Origin of the sequence: Polymorphospora rubra, from assembly GCF_018324255.1 — a bacterium.
Classification (GTDB): Bacteria; Actinomycetota; Actinomycetes; order Mycobacteriales; family Micromonosporaceae; genus Polymorphospora; species Polymorphospora rubra.
Genome location: NZ_AP023359.1, coordinates 1,852,258 through 1,872,984 on the forward strand (window position 1 = coordinate 1,852,258; position 20,727 = coordinate 1,872,984).

Sequence of the window (20,727 nt, forward strand, 5' to 3'; positions counted from 1 at the left end):
GCTATCCGTCGGACTTCATGGCGTCGATGAGGCTCTGCGGACGCAGGTCGGTCCAGTTGGCCTCGACGTAGTCGAGGGCCTCCTGGCGGGGACCGGGACCGAACACCGTGGTCCAGCCGGCCGGCACGTCGGCGAACGACGGCCACAGGCTGTGCTGGTTCTCGGCGTTGACCAGGACCAGGAAGGTGCCGTCGGGGTCGTCGAAGGGGTTCGTCATCGGGCTCTCCTCGGTGGCGGTTCCACGGACTTGACGAGACTATGCAGGATCCGGGTCCAGACGGCAGCCGTCTCCCGGACGGTTTCCCCGGCCAGCACCGCACCGGGCCAGGTCCACGTGGCGGTCAGGTGGGGCCCGTCCGTACGGTCCTCGACCTGGATCGTGACACTCAGCGCGTACGACTGGGGCATGGCCGGGTCGGCGGCGTACGGGGCGGCGGCGGCCATCTCGGGGGCGAACGTCCAGTCCGCCGCCTCCGGCACACTGAACCGGCCCAGGTAGTTGACCTGGATGTCCGGGTCACCGAGGGCGGCCAGGGTGGCGCCGGTCCGGCTGTTCAGGTGCCGGAGCAGGCCGAAGCCGATGCCGTTGCCGGGTACGGCGCGCAGGGTGTCCCGTACCCGGGTGACGGCGGCCCGCAGCGTGTCGGGCCGGTCCGGGTCGACGGCGCCCGGGTCGAGGCGGACCGGGTAGACGCTGGTGAACCAGCCGACCGTGCGGGACAGGTCGACCGCCCCGGCCACCGTGGCCTCTTCGCGGCCGTGTCCTTCGAGGGCGATCCGGACGGCGGTGCCGGCCGCCCCGCCGCGCCGGCGGCTTTCCGCGACCGCCGCCGCGACGCTGGCCAGCAGGATGTCGTTGACGGTGGCGTCGAAGGCGGCCGGTAGCCGGGTGAGCAGGGCGGCCGTCTCGGCTGCGGCCAGGGTGGTGTGGACCTCGCGGCAGGTGCCGGCGGTGTCCCGCGCCGGGTCGAGCGGGCTGCGCAGTGGCAGGTCGGTACCGGCCGTCCCCGGCCCGCCGTCGGAACCGGCCAGCGTGTCCGTCCAGTAGGCCAGCTCCGCTTCCCGGGCCGGGTCGGCCCCGGCCCGGACCAGCCCGGCCGCCCAGTCGGCGAACGCGGTGCCGACCGGCGCCGGGCCGCCGGCCGGGTCGACCGCTGCACCCGCCGGCTCGCCGGCCGCCGTCCAGGCGGCGGCCAGGTCCGGCACCAGGATGCGCCAGGACACCCCGTCGACGGCGAGATGGTGGATCATCAGCAAAAGCCGGCCCGGCCGCGGTCCGGCGTCGAACCAGACCGCCTGGAGCAGCACGCCGCGCCCGGGGTCGAGCCGGTCGCGGGCGGCCCGCGCCTGCTCGGCGACCGCGGCCCGCAGGCCGTCGTCGTCGAGTCGGGCGGCGTCGACCCGGTGCACCAGGGGCCGTACGTCGGTCACGCCCGGCGGCGGCACCCGCAGCGTCCACGGCTGCCCGTCCGGCCGGTCGAGCCGGGCCCGGAGCAGGTCGTGGGTGTCCACGAGGGAGCGCAGCGCCCGCACGATCCGGTCGTGGTCCGCCCCGGCGGGCGTACGCAGCACCGCCGCCTGGTTGAAACCGTCGGTCGGGCCGGGCAGTCCACGCAGCCAGTGCATGATCGGCGTCAGCGGGACGGTGGTCTCCCCGACGGTCACCACCGCCGCCAGCGCCGCGACGGTACGCAGCCGGAACACGTCCCGGGTCCGTAGCGTCAGCCCGGCCCGGCGGGCCCGGACGACGAGTTCGATCGAGCTGGCGCTGTCCGCCCCGGCGGCGAAGAAGTCGTCGTCGACGCCGATCTCCGGCCGGCCGAGCACGTCCGCGACGAGGTCGCGCAGGGTGCCCTCCAGCGAGGTACGGGCCGCCCGGCCGGGCGCCGGACGGTGGTCGGGGGCGGGCAGCGCGGCCCGGTCGAGCTTGCCGTTGGGCAGCACCGGCAGCCGGGGCAGGACGACGAAGGCGGCCGGCACCATGTACTCCGGCAGCGTCCGGGCGGTGTGCTCGCGCAGCACCGCCGGGTCCGGGTCGGTTCCCGGGGTGGCGACGACGTACGCGACGAGGTGGCGCCCGGCGTCCTCACGTACAACCACGGTGGCCCGGGACACGGCGGGGTGGCCGGTCAGCACCGCCTCGATCTCGCCGGGCTCGATCCGGTATCCGCGGATCTTCACCTGGTCGTCGGCCCGGCCGGCGTAGTCGATCTGCCCGTCGGCGGTCCACCTGGCCAGGTCGCCGGTGCGGTACATACGGGTGCCGGGCGGGCCGAACGGGTCGGCGACGAACCGCTGCGCGGTCAGGTCCGGCCGCCCGAGATAGCCGCGGGCCAGTCCGGCGCCGGCCAGGTACAGCTCGCCGGTCACGCCGGGGGCGACGGGTCGCATGGCCGGGTCGAGCACGTACGCCCGCAGGTTGGCGACCGGCCGGCCGACCACCGGTCGCTCGCTTTCGCCGATCCGGGCGACCAGGGCGTCGACCGTGCACTCCGTCGGGCCGTACAGGTTGAAGCCCGTGGTGTCGGGCAGCCCGGCCAGGGCGGTCCAGAGGTCGGGCGGGACGGCCTCGCCGCCGACGCCGACCATCGCGAGGCCGCAGCGGCCGTCGCGGACCAGGCCGGCGGCGGCCATCGCGGCGAACTGTCCCGGGGTGACCTCGATGAAGTCGAGCCGGGCGGCGGTCATCGCGGCGGCGAGCCGGCCGGGGTCGCGGCGGGTCTCGTCGTCGACCACGTGCACGGCGTGCCCGTCGTAGAGCCAGAGTTGCGGCTGCCACGAGGCGTCGAAGGAGAACGACCAGGCATGGCCGACGCGCAGGTGCCGGCGGCCGGTGGCGGCGACCGCCGGCCGGTGCAGGGTGGCCCGGTGGCTGTGGAAGAGGTTGGCGAGGTTTCGGTGGGTGACCACGACGCCCTTGGGCCGGCCGGTGGAGCCGGAGGTGTAGATGACGTACGCCGGGTGGTCGGGGCGTAGCGGGCGGCGGCGGTCGGCGTCGGTGACGGCGGTGGCGGGCTGGCCGAGCAGGCGTTCGGCGGTGCCGGCGCTGTCGAGCAGCAGTCTCGGCGGGCCGCCTTCGGGCAGGTCGGCGGCGTTGTCGGCGGTGGTCAGCAGAAGTACCGGGCCGGCGTCGGCGAGCATGGTGGCGACCCGGTCCGGTGGCAGGTCGGCGTCGATCGGCAGGTAGCCGGCGCCGGCCTTGTGCACGGCGAGGATCGCGGCGATCGTCAGCGCCCTGCGGGGCAGGGCGAGCGCGACCAGCCGTTCCGGGCCGGCGCCGGCGGCGACCAGCAGCCGGGCGAGCCGGTTGGTGTAGCGGTCGACCTCGGCGAACGACCAGCCCTCGGTGTCGGTGTCGGCGCCGACGAGGGCGGTGGCGTCCGGGGTTTCGGCGACCTGGGCGGCGAACAGGTCCGGCATGGTCGCCACGGGTACGTCCATCGTGGACCCTCGTCCGGCGGCCAGTACCCGCTCGCGGACCGGCGGGGCGAGCAGGTCGACCGCGCCGGCCGGGCGGTCCGGGTCGGTGGCCAGCGCGGTCAGGGTACGGGCCAGTGCCTCGGTGATCCGTTCGACGGTCGCCGGGTCGAGCACGTCCGGCCGGTATTCGGCGACCAGGCGCAGCCGGTCGCCGGGCTCGATCGACCAGGTGAGCGGGTAGTGGGTGGCGTCGCGGCCACCGGCCGGCGCGATGTCGAGCCCGGCCGTCGCCGGGCCGGCCGGACCGCCGGTGCCGGGGAAGTTCTCGAAGACGACCAGGCTGTCGAAGAGTTCGCCGCCGCCGGCCGCCCGCTGGATCTCGGCGAGCCCGAGGTGCTGGTGGTCGACCAGCCGGGACTGGGCGGCCCACACCCGGTCCAGCACGTCGCGCAGCGGATCGGCGGGCCGGCAGCGGACCCGGACCGGAACGGTGTTGATGAACAGGCCGATCATCGACTCCATGCCGGGCAGGTCGGCGGGGCGGCCGGAGACGGTGGCGCCGAAGACGACATCGTCCCGGCCGAGAAGCCGGCTGAGCACGACGCCCCAGGCGGCGTGCACGGCCGTGCCGACGGTCACGCCGGCCTTCCGGGCCAGGGTGGCGAGCGCCGCCGTGGTGTCGACGGACAGGGCGACCTCGTACAGCCGGGGCGCGATCGGCGGGCGGGCCGGGTCGGCGGGTACGAGGCGGGTCGGTTCGGTCACGCCGGTGAGTTCGGCCGTCCATGCCGCGCGGGCGGCGGCGCGGTCCTGAACGGCGAGCCAGCCGAGGTAGTCGCGGAACGGCACGACCGGCGGCAACGCGCCGGGGTCGGCGTCGGCGGCGTAGAGGCGGGCGAGTTCGTCGACGAGCGGCGGGCCGGACCAGCCGTCGAGCAGGAGGTGCTGGTGGGTGAGGACCAGCCGGTGCCGGTCTGGTCCGAAGTGGACCAGGGCGAGGCGCAGCAGGGGTGGGGCGGCCGGGTCGAACCGGGTCGCCTGGGCGTCGAGCAGATCCGGCCATGCGGTATCGGCACCGTCGTGCTCGGACCACGGCAGTTCGGCGGTGGCCGGGACGAGCGCGACCGGCCGGCCGGACGACAGGTGCCGGAAGCCGGCGCGCAGGTTGGCGTGCCGGTCCAGCAGCGCCTGGCCGCTGCGGCGCAGCCGGTCGGCGTCGACCGGGCCGGTGAGGTCGAACCAGGTCTGCACGGTGTAGACGTCCGGCCCGTCGGTGTCGAGCGCGGCGTGGAAGAGCAGGCCGGCCTGCAGCGGGGTGAGCGGCAGCACCTCGACCGGTGCCGGGTCGAGGGCGGCGATCTCGGCCGCTTCGGCCGGGTCGAGGTCGAGGCCGGTGGGGACCGCCGGTGCCGGGCCGGCGGCCGGTGGTGCGGTGTCGGTCGCCACGGCGGCCAGCCCGGCCGGGGTACGCGCCGTGAAGACGGCCGCCGGCCGGATGGTCAGCCCCTCCCGGCGGGCCCGGCCGACGAGTTGGATCGCCACGATGCTGTCGCCGCCGAGGGCGAAGAAGTCGTCGTCGGCGCCGACGGTCGGCAGGTGGAGCAGGTCGGCGACGAGCCGGCAGAGCAGTTCCTCGCGGGCGGTCGCCGGGGCCCGGCCACCGGTCGCCGCACCGAAGTCCGGGGCCGGTAGCGCCCTGCGGTCCAGCTTGCCGTTCGGGGTGAGTGGCAGCGGGCCGGGCAGCACCGCCACCGCCGCCGGGACCATGTATTCCGGCAGCCGCGCCGCGACGTGGTCGCGCAGGGCAGCCGGGTCGGGGGCGGCGACGCCGGCCGGTACGACGTACGCGGCGAGCCGGGTCACCGGGCCGGACCGGTCGGCGACGACAGCGGCCTGTGCCACGTCGGGGTGTGCGCCGAGGGCCGCCTCGATCTCGCCGAGTTCGATCCGGAAGCCGCGGATCTTCACCTGGTCGTCGGTGCGGCCGAGGAAGTCGAGGTTGCCGTCGGCGCGCCAGCGGGCCCGGTCACCGGTGCGGTACATGCGGGCCCCGGGCGGGCCGTACGGGTCGGCGACGAACCGCTGCGCGGTCAGCCCGAACCGGCCGAGGTAGCCGGTGGCGAGGCCACGGCCGGCGACGTACAGCTCGCCGACGACGCCGGGCGGGACCGGGCGCAGATGGGCGTCGAGGACGTACACGCTGGTGTTGGGGTCGGGGCGGCCGATCGGGACGGCGGCGGCCCAGCCCGGTTCGGCGGCCCACAGGGTCGAGTTCACGGTCGCCTCGGTCAGGCCGTACGCGCCGAAGACCCGCTGCCGCCGGGTCAGCCGGCGGACCAGGTCCGGTGGCACGGTCTCGGTGCCGACCAGCACCACCCCGCCGTCCGGCAGTTCGCAGCCCTCGGGCAGGGCGGACAGCAGCGACGGCGGCAGGATCATGTGGGTGACCGCGTGCGCGGCCAGGAAGTCGGTGAGGGCGTGGTCGGCGACCCGGGCCTCGTCGGGGATCAGCACCAGCCGGCCGCCGACGCACAGCGACATGACCAGGTCGAAGACGGTGACGTCGAAGCCGACCGAGGCGAACTGGAGGACGCGGCTGTCGGCGGTGACGCCCATCCGGTCGACGGCGGTCGCGGCCAGGCTGGCGATGCCCTCGTGGCTGACGACGACGCCCTTGGGCCGGCCGGTGGAGCCGGAGGTGTAGATGACGTAGGCGGCGTGGTCGAGTCCGGCCGGTGGCCGGGCTTCGGTCAGCGGGCCGCCGTCGAAACCGGCGAGGTCGGCGACGGTGGCCGGGTCGTCCAGCACGAGCCGGTGTACGGGCGCGTCCGGCAGTCGAGCGTCCACGGTGGACAGCAGGACCCGGGCGCCACTGTCGGCGAGCATGTACGCCAGCCGGTCGGCCGGATGGGTCAGGTCGAGCGGCAGGTAGGCGGCGCCGAGCTTCAGCGTGCCGAGGATCGCGGCGACCATCGGGGTGGACCGGGGCACGGCGAGCCCGACGACGTCACCGGCCCGTACGCCGTGGCGCAGCAGCAGCCGGGCGATCCGGTTCGCGGCGGCGTCGAGTCCGGCGTACGTCAGCTCGCCGGCCGCGTCGACCACGGCGACCGCGTCGGGCCGTTCGGCGACGCGGGCGGTGAACAGGTCCGGCAGGGTGGCCTCGTCGACGGGCCGGCCGGTGGCGTTGAGGTCGTGCAGCACGTGCCGCCGTTCGGCGTCGTCGAGCAGGTCGGCGGTGTGCAGCGGGGCGGTCGGGTCGGCGGCGACCGCGTCGACCAGCCGGGCCAGCCGGGCGCCGATCGCCTCGACCGTGGCGGCGTCGAAGACGTCGGTCCGGTAGCCGAGGGTCACGCCCAGCGATTCGCCGTCGGCGTGCTCGACGAAGCTGACCACCAGGTCGAACCGGGCGGTGCCGGTGGCGTACGGCTCCGGGGTGACGGTCAGGCCGGGCAGGTCGAGCCGGTCGCCGGCGCGGTTGCGGTGCACCACCATGACCTGGAAGAGCGGGTTGTCGCCGGCCGACCGTTCGGGGTTGAGGTCGCGGACGACCGCCTCGAACGGCACGTCCTGGTTGGCGAACGCGGCCAGGTCGGCGGCCCGGACCCGGGTGAGCAGTTCGGTGAAACCGGGGTCGCCGGCGACGTCGGTGCGGAGCACGAGCGTGTTGACGAAGAAGCCGACCAGGTCGTCGAGGGCTTCGTCGGTGCGGCCGGCGATCGGGGCGCCGAGCGGGATGTCGGTGCCGGCGCCGAGCCGGTGCAGCAGGGCGGCGACCAGGGCGTGGCCGACCATGAACATGCTGGACCCGGTCTGCTGGGCCAGCCGGCGCAGGATGCGTACGGCGGCCGGGGCGAGTGCGACGGACGTCTCGGCGCCGGCGCTGCCGGTCGTGCCCGGGATGGGGGTGCGGTCGGCGGGCAGTTCGAGTCGCTGCGGGGCGCCGGCCAGGGTCTGCCGCCAGAAGGCGAGCTGCCGGCCGGCAAGGCTGTCCGGGTCGGCCGGATCGCCGAGCAGTTCGGTCTGCCACCGGGTGTAGTCGGCGTACTGCACCGGCAGCGGCGCCCAGTCCGGTGCCGTCCCGCCCAGCCGGGCCGCGTACGCCGCGCCGAGGTCGCGCAGGAACGGCCCGTCCGACCACTCGTCGGTGGTGACGTGGTGCAGCAGGATAACCACCACGTGCTCGTCGGGGGCGAGCCGGGCGATGGTGAGCCGGACCGGGAGTTCGGTGGCGAGGTCGAACGGCCGGGACGCGGCGGTGCCGACGACCGCGGACAGTTCGGCGGCGCTGACGTCGCGCAGGTCGACGGTGGGCGTGGCGTCGGCGGCCGGAACGATCCGCTGCACCGGGCGGCCGTCGTGCTCGACGACGAGGGTGCGCAGCGCCTCGTGCCGGGCCAGCACGTCGCCGACGGCGGCGGTGAACGCGCCGACGTCCAGGGTGCCGCCCAGCCGGGCCACCAGTGGGAAGTTGTACGCCGCCGAGTCCGGGTCGAGCTGGTGCAGCACCCACAGCCGCTGCTGGGCGTACGACGCCGGCAGCGGGTCGGGGCGGGACACCGGCACCAGCGCCGGCCGGTCCACGCCGACGTCCGGTACCGCCCGCCCGGCCAGCTCGGCGACGGTCGGCGCCTCGAACAGGTCGCGGATCGACAGGTCGGCGCCGAGGAGGGGGCGGGCCCGGCCGACCAGCCGGGTGGCGAGCAGCGAGTGGCCGCCGAGGTCGAAGAAGTTGTCCCGTACGCCGACGGCGGGCAGGCTGAGCACGTCGGCGAAGAGTTCGCACAGCGCCCGTTCGCGGTCGTTGGCCGGGGCCTGGTCGGGGGTGGCCGTCGGGGCGGGATCGGCGTCCGGCAGGGCCCGGGTGTTGAGTTTGCCGTTGACGGTCAGCGGCAGGTCGGCGAGCAGGACGAGGGCGGCCGGGACCATGTAGTCGGGCAGTTGGCCCTTGAGGTGGTCGCGCAGCCGGGCGGTGAGGGCGGCGGTGCCCCGGGCGGCGGCGGGCCGGTTGGCGCAGTCGGCGGGGGTGGCGGCGGCCCGCAGCGGCCGGTAGAGGCCGCCCGGCGGTTCCCCGCCGGGCGGGAGCAGCACCAGGTCGAGGCTGCCGTCGTGGGCCGGTGACCAGGTGACCAGCGCCCGGTAGCCGAGCCGGTGGCCGAGTTCGTGCAACGCCTCCGGCTCCACCCCGGCGATGACGTCCACATCGGACGAGGAGTCGTCGAGGGCGCGTACGGTGGCGAGTTCGCCGGCGAGGCGGGCGTTGGGCACCCGCTCGACGCGCATCCGTTCGGGTCGGGCCGATTCCAGGTATGTCCCGAGCCCGTCGAGGTCACCGTCGAAGCGTCGTACCGGCAGGTCTGCCACCGGTCGCGCATCGGTCCGCGCCCGCAGCACGACGTCGTAGCGGTGCCGGGTCAGCTCGTTGTGGTGCTGCCCGCGCTTGACCAGCACGGTGGCGGTGGCGTCCGGCAGGAGGCCGAACAGGTCCGGGTCGACCAGCAGCTCCTTCTCCATCAGCACGCTGCGCTCGACGGCGCGCCGGAGCCGGTCCGGATCAGCACCGGTGCCGGCTCGGGCGGACTGGACGGCCGCGTGGAAGGTACGCGCCAGCCGCAGGTTGCGGACGTCGCCGACGAAGACGGCACCGCCCGGCACCACCAGGTCCAGGGCGCCGGTCAGCACCTCGACCAGGTATTCGACGCTCGGAAAGTACTGGACCACCGAGTTGATCACGATGGTGTCGAAGTGGTCGCGGGGCAGCCCGGACAGGTCGTCGGCCCGCCGGTGCCGCAACTCGACCCGGCCGGCCAGTTCCGGCACCCCGGCCACGTCCGCCCGCAGCTTGTCGATGACCGGGGCGGCGAAGTCGGTGCCCCAGTACGACTCGCAGTCCGGGGCCAGCTTCGACAGCAGGAGTCCGGTGCCGCAGCCGATCTCCAACACCCGGCGCGGCCGCAGTTCCCGGATCCGGGCGACGGTCGCGTCCCGCCATTCGCGCATGTCGGCAAGCGGGATCGGTTGCCCGTCGTAGCTGGAGTCCCAGCCGGCGAACTCCTCGGTCCCGACGGCGGTGCCGACCTCGGTGTACTCGTCGTGGTAGATCTGGTGCCACTCGGCGAGCTGCTCGTCCTCGGCGTCGGCGTCGACCCCGTCGGCGGGTACGACGTATCCGACCAGCCGGCGACCGGTGCCGGTGTCGCGGGCGACGACGGCGGCCCGGGCGACGTCCGGATGCTCGGCGAGCACCGACTCGATCTCGCCCAGCTCGACCCGGTAGCCCCGGATCTTGATCTGGTCGTCGGTGCGGCCGAGGAAGTCGAGGTTGCCGTCCGGCCGGCGGCGGACCAGGTCACCGGTGCGGTAGAGCCGCTGCCCCGGCGCCCCGAACGGGTCGGCGACGAACCGGTGGGAGGTCAGGCCGGGGCTGCCCAGATAGCCGCGGGCCAGGCCGGCCCCGCCGATGTAGAGTTCGCCGGCGCAGCCGTCCGGCACCGGCCGCAGCCACGGGTCGAGCAGGTAGGCCCGGGTGTTCCAGATCTCCCGGCCGACGGTCGGGGTGGCACTGTCGAGGGTGCCGCCGCCGAGGGTGTTGATGGTGTATTCGGTCGGGCCGTACAGGTTGTAGCCGAGCGTGCCGTCGGTGTCCCGCAGCCGGCCCCAGACCTGGTCGGAGACGGCCTCGCCGCCGAGCAGCACCAGCACCGGCCGGTGCCGGCCGGCCGCCTCGTCGTCGACCAGCAGTCCCTGCGCGATCAGGTGGTCGGCGTACGTCGGGGTCACGTTGACCACGTCGATCCGGTGCCGGTCGCAGTACGCCACCAGCGCCTCGGCGTCGCGCCGCAGTTCCTCGTCGCAGACGTGCACCTCGTGCCCCTCGACCAGCCAGAGCAGTTCCTCCCACGACATGTCGAAGGCGAACGAGACGGTGTGCGCGATCCGCAGCCGCCGCCCGGCCGCCTCGACCACCGGGCCGAAGATCGCCTCCTGGTGGTTGAGCTGCATGTTGGTCAGCCCCCGGTACGGGGTGACGACGCCCTTGGGCCGGCCGGTCGAGCCGGAGGTGTAGATGACGTACGCCGGGTGGTCGAGCCGGTCCGGGCGGGTCCGGGCGAAGGCCGGGTGTTCGGCGTCGGTGATCTCGCCGGCCGGGGTCGCGGCGAGTTCGGCGACGGTCTCCGTGGCGTCGAGCCGGAGCAGGCCCCGGTCGGGCAGCCGGGCGGCGACGGCCGTGGTGGTCAGCACGCAGACCGGCCCGGCGTCGTCGATCATGTGGGCCAGCCGGCCGGCCGGGTGGTCCAGTTCCAGCGGGAGGTAGGCGGCGCCGGTGCGCAGCACCGCGAACAGGGCGGCCACCATGTCCGCCGAGCGGGGCAGGGCCAGGGCCACCACCCGCTCCGGGCCGGCGCCGCGCGCGATCAGCAGCCGCGTGATCCGGTTCACCCGGGCGTCCAGTTCGGCGTACGTCCACCGCTGGGCGCCGAAGACCAGCGCGGTCTCGTCCGGGGTACGGCCGGCCTGCGCGGCGAGCAGGTCGGCGACCGTGTCGGCGGGCAGCGGCCGTACGGTCGATCCGGCGCGGGCGGCGAGCGCGGCGCGTTCGGCCGGCGGCAGCGGGTCGATCCGGCCGACCGGGGTGGCCGGGGCGGCGGCGAGCCGCTCCAGCCCGGTGACGTACCGGTCGAGCAGGCTCGACGCGGTCGGGGCGCCGATCGTGTCGGCCCGGTACGCCAGCGTCGCCCGCAGCCGCTCTCCCGGTGCGACGACCAGGGTCAGCGGGTAGTGGGTGGCGTCGACGCTGCCGGCCTCGGTGACGCCGTACCGGTCGCGCAGCTGCGCGATCTCGTCGTCACCGCCGACCTGCTGCAGGGCGAAGAGCGTGTCGAAGAGCTGGGTGTGGCCGCTCGCCCGCTGCACCTCGCCGAGGCCGAGGTATTCGTGCGGCATCAGCGCGGCCCGCTCGGCCTGCATGCGGCGCAGCAGGTCACCGACGGGTTCGGTCGCGTCGAGGGCGACCCGGACCGGGACGGTGTTCAGGAACAGGCCGATGGTGTCGTCGACGTACGGGATCTCGGCGGGCCGGCCGGCGACGGTGGTGCCGAAGACGACGTCGGTGCGGCCGACCGCGGTGGAGAGCACGAGTGCCCAGGCGGCGTTGAGCAGGGTGTTGAGGGTTACGCCGTGGTCGCGGGCGGCGGTGCGCAGCCGGTCGGTCGCCGCCGTCGACAGCTCGACGGTGCGGCGCCGGGGCAGCACCGGGCGGCGGGCCCGGTCGGCCGGGGCGACCAGGGTCGGTTCGGCCAGCCCGTCGAACGCGGCCCGCCAGGCGGCCGTCGCCGCGTCGCGGTCCTGACCGGCGACCCAGTCCAGGTAGGAGCGGTAGGAGCCGGCGGGTGGCAGGTCGCGGTCGTCGCCGCCCGAGGCGTAGAGGGCGAGGAGCTGGTCGAGCACGATGCGGGCCGACCAGCCGTCCCAGAGCAGGACGTGGTGGGTGATGACGAGGCGGTCGGTGTCGCCGAGCCGGATCAGCAGCAGCCGGAACAGTGGTGGCCGGGCCAGCTCGAAGCGTCGGGTCCGGTCGGTGGTCAGCAGCCGTTCGATCTCCGCCACCCGGGCAGTTCCGTCCATGGTGGACAGGTCGGCGACGGTGAGCACCGGGGGCGGGTCGGTGGTGACGAACTGGACCGGGGCGGGCAGTCCGTCGCCGGTGAACCCGGCCCGCAGTCCGGGGTTGCGGGCCAGCAGCGTACGGCAGGCGCGGGCCAACCGGTCGGTGTCCATCGGCCGGGCCACGTCGAAGGCGACCTGGGCGGTGTAGACGTCGAGTTCGCCGCTGTCGTAGCTGGCGTGGAAGTACAGCCCCTCCTGAAGCGGCGACAGTGGCCACACCTGTTCGACCGGCCACGGGCTCCGGTCCCGGACCAGTTCCAGGTCGGCCGGGGACGGCGACCCGACCGCCGGCCGGTCCGGGCCGGCACCGGCCGACGGGACGGCGTACGCGGCCAACTCGGCGGGGGTCCGCAGGGTGAAGACGTCGCGCGGACTGACCGGCAGGTCGCGGGCGTGTGCCCGGCTGGACACCGCGATCGACCGGATGCTGTCCCCGCCGAGGGCGAAGAAGTCGTCGTCGGCGCCGACCTCCGGCAGGTCGAGCACGGCCGCGAAGATGTCGCAGAAGAGCCGCTCGCCGTCGGTCGCCGGGACACGGGAGGCGGCCCGGTCCGGTTGCGGGTCGGGCAGGGCGGCCAGGTCGAGCTTGCCGCCGGCGGTGCGGGGCAGGGCGTCGACGACGACCACGACCGCCGGCACCAGCGGGCCGGGCAGGGTCGCGGCGAGGTCGGCCCGCAGCGCGTCGGGGTCGACGTCGGCGCCGGGACGGGGGACGACGTACCCGATCAGGCGGGTGGCGCCGCCGGGACCGGGCCGTACGGCGGCGGCCGCCGCCGCGATCCCCGGCCGGTCGGTCAGGTGTGCCTCCACCTCGCCCGGCTCGATGCGGTGGCCGCGCACCTTGACCTGCCGGTCGGTGCGGCCGAGGTATTCGAGCACCCCGTCGTCGCCGTACCGGACCAGGTCGCCGGTGCGGTACATGCGCTCCCCCGCCGGCCCGTACGGGTCGGCGACGAACCGGTCGGCGGTCAGCCCCGGCCGGCGGTGGTAGCCGCGGGCCAGCTGGCTGCCGGCGACGTACAGCTCGCCGGGTACGCCGGACGGGACCGGCCGCAGCCCGCCGTCGAGGACGTACAGGCGGGTGTTGGCGACCGGGCGGCCGATGGGCACGGTCGGACCGTGCGGGCCGGTGTCGGCGGGGTGCCAGGTGACCTGGATGGCGGTCTCGGTCGGGCCGTAGACGTTGTGGACCGGTGTCCCGGTCAGTTCGCGCCAGCGGGCGGCGGTCGCGGTCGGCAGCGCGTCGCCGCCGGCCAGCACCCGGGTGAGGCTGGCGACCGATCCGACCTCGCCGGACACGGCGAGGGCGTCCGCGAAGGCGGTGAGCACCGACGAGACGGTCACCAACGTGGTGGCCCGGTGCCGGTGGATGACCTCGGTCAGGTGGGCCGGGTCGCCGGTGCGGTCCGGGCGGGTCGGCACGATGGCGGCGCCGGCGGTCAGCGGCCAGAAGATCTCCAGCGCGGCGGGGTCGAAGGTGGCCGACAGCTGGTGCAGCACCCGGTCGTCGGGGGTGAGCCGGAACCGGTCCTGGACCCAGGTGAGCTGGTTGGTGATCGCGGCGTGCGGGACGACGACGCCCTTGGGCCGGCCGGTGGAGCCGGATGTGTAGAGCAGGTAGGCGGGCTGGTCCGGCCGGGGCCGGACACCGGCCGGACCGGGCGTCGCCGGGCCGTCGACCGGGAGCAGGTCGAGCCCGGCCGGCAGTGCGGCGGGTGCCGCCGGAACCGTCACGACCGTGCGTACGTCGGCGTCGGCGAGCAGGTGGGCCAGCCGGTCGGCGGGCTGGTCGACGTCGAGCGGCAGGTAGGCGGCGCCGGCCTTGAGCACGCCGAGCAGGCCGACGACGAGGTCGACCGACCTGGGTACGGCGACCCCGACGATCCGCTCCGGGCCGGCGCCCGCGGCGACCAGCCGGGCGGCCAGCGCGCCGGCCCGCTCGTCGAGCTGCCGGTACGTCACCGTCTCGTCGCCCGCGACGATCGCTGGCGCGTCCGGGGTACGGGCCACCTGCGCCTCGACCGCGTCGAGCAGGGTCGCCGGGCCGTCCGTGCGGTGCGGGCCGGCGAGCAGCGCGAGTGCCCCGTCGCGTTCGGCGTCGGTGAGCGGGTCGATCCGCCCGCACAGCCGGTGCGGGTCGGCGGCGATCTGTGCGAGCAGCCGGGTGAGCCGGTCGGCGATCCGTTCGACCCGGTCGGTACCGATCCTGGCCAGGTCGTACTTGAAGCGCAGGTCCAGTCGGTCGCCGGGCAGTGCGATCAGGGCGAGCGGGTAGTGGCCGGCGTCGCGGTAGTCCAGGCCGGCGACCGCGATCGTGCCGGACGGGTCGCGCAGCCCGTCCTGCTCCGGATAGTTCTCCAGCACCACGAGGGTGTCGAAGAGTTCGTCGAGGCCGGTGAGCCGGTGCAGTTCGGCGAGGCCGAGGTGCTGGTGGTCGAGCAGGTCGGACTGTTCGGCGTGCAGGCCGGCGAGGACGTCGAGCAGTGACCGGTCCGGGCGCCAGCGCAGCCGTACCGGCAGGGTGTTGATGAACAGGCCGACCATGTCGGCGATGCCGTCGACGTCGGCGGCCCGGCCGGAGACGGTGGTGCCGAAGACCACGTCGTGGCGGCCGGTGAGCTGGCCGAGCAGCAGGCCCCAGGCCCCCTGGAGCACGGCGCCCAGCGTGAGGCCGTGCGCGCGGGCCCGGGTGGTCAGCTCGGCCGTCGCCGCCGCGGGCAGGGTGACCCGCAGTTCGGCGTTGCGGGCCGGCAGCGGCCGGGGCGGCACCGGCACCAGCCGGGTCGGTTCGTCCACTCCGGACAGTGCGGTGGCCCACGCGGTCCGGGCGGCGTCGCGGTCCTGCCGTTCCAGCCAGCCGAGGTACGTCCGGTAGGGGGTGACGGCGGGCAGCGCGGCGGCGGCCGGGCCGTAGCCGGCGAGCAGATCGCGCAGCAGCACCGAGACCGACCAGCCGTCGGCGACGATGTGCGGGAACTGGAGGACCAGCCGGTGCCGGTCCGGCTCGTGCCGGACCAGCAGGGCGCGCAGCAGCGGTGCCCGGCCGAGGTCGAACGGCCGGGCACGTTCGGCGTCGACCTCGGCGGCGAACCGGTCCCGCCGCGCGTCGGCGTCGAACCCGGAAAGGTCGACGGTCCGCCAGGGCAGCTCGACGCCGGCGACGACGGCCTGGACGAGTTCGCCGTGCGGGCCGGTACGGAAGGCGGCCCGCAGCGGGGCGTGCCGGTCCAGCACCGACTGCGCCGCCCGGCGCAGCCCGTCGGCGTCCACCGGCCCGGTCAGGTCGACGACGAGCTGCACCACGTAGGCGTCGGTGCCGGCGCCGTCGAGCAGTGCGTGGAAGTAGAACCCCTCCTGCAACGGGGTGACCGGCAGGACCTCGACCAGGCCCGGTAGTTCGGTGGCGAGCTGGTCGGCGGTGGCCGGGTCGACGGCGACCGGCGCCGGCCCGGTTGCCGGATCCGTCACCGGCGTGGCGTCGGGGGCCAGCGCGGCGACGGTACGCCGGACGAAGACCTGGCGCAGGCTGATCGCGAGGCCGGCCTGTCGGGCCCGGATCACCAGTTGGATCGCGACGATGCTGTCCCCGCCGAGGGCGAAGAAATCGTCGTCGATGCCGACCGACGGCAGGTCGAGCACCTCGGCGTAGAGGGTGCAGAGCAGTTCCTCGCGCGCGCCGCGCGGGCGTACGCCGGTGCTGAGCGCGCCGAGGTCGGGCACGGGCAGGGCGGCCCGGTCGACCTTGCCGCTGCCGGTGACCGGGATCCGGTGCAGCGCGACGAACGCCGACGGCACCATGTGTTCCGGCAGCCAACCGCGGGCCTGGTCACGCAGCCGGCGCAGCAGGGCGGTCACGTCGCGGAAGGCAACCGGCCGGTTCGCCAGTTCGGCGAGCGGTCGTCCGGTGCTGCCGGGCCGGTAGGCGGGCGCCGTGGCCCGGTCGGGACCGGCTCGGAAGACCGCCGCCAGGCGGCCGTCGGTGCCGTCCGGCGCAAGCGTGACCGCGACCGTGTAGCCGTGCCGGGTGGCCAGTGCGTGCAGCGCCTCCGGGTCGACCGGGTCGGGGCCGTCCCCGGCCACCTCGCCGTCGAGCAGCCGCCGGGCGGCCAGGTCATCGGTCAGCCGCGCGTTCGGCAGCCCGGTGACCCGCAGCTCGGCCGGTCGTTCGCCGGCCAGTACGGCGGCCAGCTCGTCTAGATTGGACGGTCCGGCGCCCCAGATCAGCGTCGGTGCGGGTGCCGGCAGCGGCTCGACCGGTGCGCCGTCGCGGCGGCGGTGCAGGACGGCGTCGTACCGGTAGCGGCTCAGTTCGTTGTGGTCCGTACCGCGCTTGACCCACAGGTCGACGCCGGCGACGTCGGGCAGGCCGGCGGCCAGGGTCGGGAAGAAGTCCGGGTCGAGCAGCAGTTCGCCCTCCCAGGCGAGGTCCTGCTCGACGCCGGTGCGGGCCGCCGCGACGTCCAACTGCCGCCCGCCGGCGGTGCCCCGGCCGACCTGGACGGCGGCGCGCAGAACCGGCAGCAGCCGCAGGTCGCGTACGTCGCCGACGAAGACCCGGCCGCCGGGTACGACCAGTTCGACGGCGCGCCGGAGCACGTCGGCGAGGTAGCCGGCGTCCGGGAAGTACTGGACGACGGAGTTGACGACGACGGTGTCGAAGAAGCCCGCCGGCAGTCCGTCGAACCGGTGTGCCGGCCGGGCCCGCAGCGTGACCCGATCGGCGAGTTCCGGATCCCGTGCCACGTGGCCGCGCAGCGTCTCGATCGCCTGCTCGGACAGGTCGGTGCCCCAGTAGGCCGCGCTGTGCGGGGCGAGCCTGGACAGGATCAGGCCGCTGCCGACGCCGATCTCCAGGATCCGGCGGGGGCGCAGGGCCCGGATCCGGGCGACGGTGGCGTCCCGCCAGGCACGCATCTGCGGCAGCGGGATCGGCTGGCCGTCGTAGGTGCTGTTCCAGCCGGTGAAGTTGTCGGCGGCCGGCTCGGCGGTCCCGGCGCGGTAGAGCAGTTCGTGCAGTTCCTTCCACTGCGCGACCTGCCCGTCACCACTGCCGGTGGCCGGCTGCGGTGCGGGGGTGCTCCCGCCCGTCGCCGGTACGACGTACGCGACCAGCCGCCGGTCGCCCGGCCGGTCCTCGCGTACGGTGGCGACGACCTGGGCCACCTCGGGGTCGCCGGCGATCGCCGACTCGACCTCGCCCAGCTCGATCCGGTACCCGCGGATCTTCACCTGGTCGTCGGCCCGCCCGATGAAGTCGAGTTGCCCGTCGGCCCGCCACCGGACCAGGTCACCGGTGCGGTAGAGGCGCTCCCCGGCCGGTCCGTACGGGTCGGCGACGAACCGCTGCGCGGTCAACTCCGGCCGGTTGAGGTAGCCGCGGGCGAGGCCGGGGCCACCGAGGTACAGCTCGCCGATCACCCCGACCGGCACCGGTCGCAGCGTGTTGTCGAGCACGTAGGCCCGGGTGCCGGGGTCGGGGCGGCCGATCGGGACCGGGGAGCCGGGCGGCAGGTCGGGGTCGCAGCGGCCGAGGGTCGAGTTGACGGTCGCCTCGGTCGGCCCGTACGCGTTGAACATCCTCAGCCGGCGGGCGTAGCGGGCGACGAGTTCGGACGAGACCCGTTCGGTGCCGGCGAGCAGGGTGGCGCCTTCGGGCAGTTCGGCGTCGGCGGGCAGGACGGCCAGCAGCGCCGGCGGCAGGATCATGAAGGTGGCGCCGTGGTCGCGGGCGTACCCGGCGAGCGCGTCGGTCGGCACCCGGCGTTCGGCCGGCACCAGCACCATCCGCCCGCCGGACAGCAGGGCCAGGCACAGGTCCCAGAACGCGACGTCGAAGCTCGGTGACGCGAACTGGAGGACCCGGCTGTGCGGGCCGATGCCGAACCGTTCGGTCTGGGTGGCGACGAGTTTGGCGACGCCGCTGTGCGACAGCACGACACCTTTCGGGCGGCCGGTGGAGCCGGAGGTGTAGATGACGTACGCGGCGCCGTGGACGCTCAGCGGGGCGGTCCGGTCGGCGTCGGTGGGGTCGGTGGTCGGCTGTCCGGCCAGGTCGGCGGCGAGTTCCGGGGTGTCGAGCAGCAGCCGGTCGGTGCCGGGGCGGTCCGGCACGTCGGCGGCGAGGTCGGTGGTGGTCAGCAGGCAGACGGGTGCGGCGTCGGCCAGCATGTAGGCGATCCGGTCGGCCGGGTAGTCGACGTCGAGCGGCAGGTAGGCGGCGCCGGCCTTGAGCACGGCGAGTTCGGCCACGATCAGGTCGACGGACCGGGGCAGGGCGAGCGCGACCAGCCGCTCCGGGCCGGCGCCGGCGGCGATCAGCAGGTGGGCGAGCCGGTTGGCGCGTTCGTTGAGCTGCCGGTACGTCAGCTCGGTTTCCGCCAGCACGAGTGCGACCGCGTCGGGGGTGCGCCGTACCCGGGTCTGGAAGAGGTCGGGGACGGTTCCGGGCGGCACCGCGCAGGCGGTGTCGTTCCAGCCGACCAGGATGCGGTGTCGTTCGGCGGGGGTGAGCAGGTCGAGTTCGGCGACCGGCCGGTCGGGATGCCGGGTGCCGTCGGTGAGCAGGTTGTCGAGGTGGTCGAGCAGGCGCGCGGCGGCCGCCGGGGTCAGCCGGCCGGTGGCGGTACGCAGTTCGAGGCCGACGGCGTCACCGCCGGTGGTGGCGCCGAGCCAGAGGTCGAGGCGGTCGTCGGGGGTGGCGCCGTACCCGACGTTGTAGGGCAGGGCGGTGGCCGGGTCGACGATCGCGTCCAGCGGCAGGCTGTGGGCCGCCGCCCCGGCCCGGGTGGCGGCGACCCGTCGGGCGAGTTCGGCGAGCCCCGGTGTGCCGGCGAGGTCGAGCCGCAGCGGCAGTTCGGCGCCGATCAGCAGGTCGGTGCTGCCGGCGTAGCGGTGCAGCAGGGCGGCGAACCCGGCGAGTACGACGTCGTCGGTGCCGGTCCCGGTGCGGTGGGCGAGGTCGGCCAGCGGGCCGGCGGGCCGGGTACGACGGTGCGGGCCGACCGGCGCGGTGCCGTCGCGCGGGGCGGGGACCCGTGGCGCGCGGACGCCGTCGACCGGCAGCGGGATCTCCGGTGCGGCGCCGGCGAGCCGGTCCCGCCAGTACCGCAGGGCGGGTTCGACAGTGGTCATTTCGCTGGCGGACAAGAGGGATCACACCTTTCCGGCGGAAGGCACGGGGATACGACCGGCCCGGGGGACGGGAACGCGGGCGGCGGTCAGACGCGGGCGGCGGCGGGGTGCGCGATGTCGCGGCGGGCGGCGATCGACGCGAGGATCTCGGCGGAGCGGACCGCACCGTTGGACAGCAGCGACGAGCTGATTCCGTGGCTGTGCTCGGTGCCGCCCTGGAGATAGATCCCGCAGCGCAGGCTGTCGCCGGTCGCCACCCGGTAGTCGCGGTGCACCCGCAGCCGGCCCTGGCTGTCGCGTTCGCACCGGTCGCCCAGTTCGCCGAGGAGCGTCGTCGGGTCGACCGGGTCGTATCCGGTGGCGCAGATCAGGATGTCGGCGTCGAGGGTGTGGCGCTCGCCGGTGGTCAGCGTCTCGAGCACCAGCCGTACGCCGGTGCCGTGCGCGGTGGCGGCGGCCAGCCGGGTGACGTTGAGCATGTGCAGCCGGGTCCGGCCGAGCACCCGTTCCTGGTAGCTGCGGCGGTAGAGCTCGGCGATGAGGTCGCCGTCGACCACGGCGTAGTTGGTGTTGCCGTGGTAGCCCATGAGTTGGGCCTTGACCTCGGCGGGCGCGTCGTAGAAGTCGTCCACGGCGGCCGGGTCGAAGATCCGGTTGGCGAAGGAGCTGTCGTCGGCGGGGGTGTATCCGTAGCGGGAGAAGACCGCGCAGACCTCGGCGTCGGTGAACTGTTCGTGCAGGCGGGCGGTGATCTCGGCGGCGCTCTGGCCGGCGCCGACCACGACGAAGCGGGTCGGGGTGTCGCCGGCGAGCCGGTCGAGGTTGTGCAGCAGGTCGCCGCTGTGCCAGATCCGTTCGCCTGCGACGACGCCGCCGGGCAGGCGGGGGCGCAGGCCGGTGGCGAAGACGAGGTTGCGGGCGCGGTAGACGGTGGTGCCGGCGCCTGTGTCGACCAGTACGTCGACGAGGTCGATCTCGCCGCCGGCACCGGTGTCGGCGGGGCGGACGCCGATCACCTCGTGGCCGTAGCGGACCAGGTCGCCAACCTGGGCGGCGGCCCATTCGAGGTAGTCGTGGTATTCGACCCGCAGCGGGTTGAGGGTCTTGTGGTTGATGAAGTCGACGAGGCGGCCCTTCTCCTTGAGGTAGCACAGGAAGCTGAACCGGCTGGTGGGGTCGCGCAGGGTGACCAGGTCCTTGAGGAACGAGACCTGCATCGTGGCGTCGTCCAGGAGCATTCCGCGGTGCCACCCGAAGCTCTCCTGGCGTTCCAGGAAGGCGGCGGTGACGGGTCGGTCCGGCCCGGCCTGCTCGGTCAACGCGATGGCGAGGGCCAGATTGGACGGTCCGAACCCGACCCCTACGACGTCGTGCACGGGGACCTCGGACGATGAGCGCGGCATAAACCACCCCTAGATTGACAGTTAGGGTAGGCTACCCTTTGCTAGAATGCCGGTCAATGCGTCACGACACCGACACGCACCGCTCAGACAGGTAAGCCTTGCCTGA

Annotated in this window: 3 protein-coding genes; all 3 read right to left on the reverse strand. The window is 75.0% G+C overall.

The genetic code is table 11. The features are described from left to right. Position 1 precedes the first annotated feature (1 nt). A complete protein-coding gene (locus tag Prubr_RS08500) occupies positions 2 to 217 on the reverse strand; it encodes an MbtH family protein (RefSeq protein ID WP_212823439.1) in 216 nt (71 codons plus the stop codon). Further along, positions 214 to 19,233 carry a non-ribosomal peptide synthetase gene (locus Prubr_RS37635; RefSeq protein ID WP_212823453.1) on the reverse strand — a complete coding sequence of 6,340 codons (19,020 nt, stop codon included), beginning with the start codon at positions 19,231 to 19,233 and terminating at the stop codon, positions 214 to 216. The genes Prubr_RS08500 and Prubr_RS37635 overlap by 4 nt, the downstream gene beginning before the upstream one ends. Before the next feature lie 71 nt (positions 19,234 to 19,304). Continuing rightward, positions 19,305 to 20,621 (reverse strand): lysine N(6)-hydroxylase/L-ornithine N(5)-oxygenase family protein, encoded by a 1,317-nt coding sequence (locus Prubr_RS08510; protein WP_212823455.1) that lies wholly within the window; start codon positions 20,619 to 20,621, stop codon positions 19,305 to 19,307. Positions 20,622 to 20,727 lie beyond the last annotated feature (106 nt).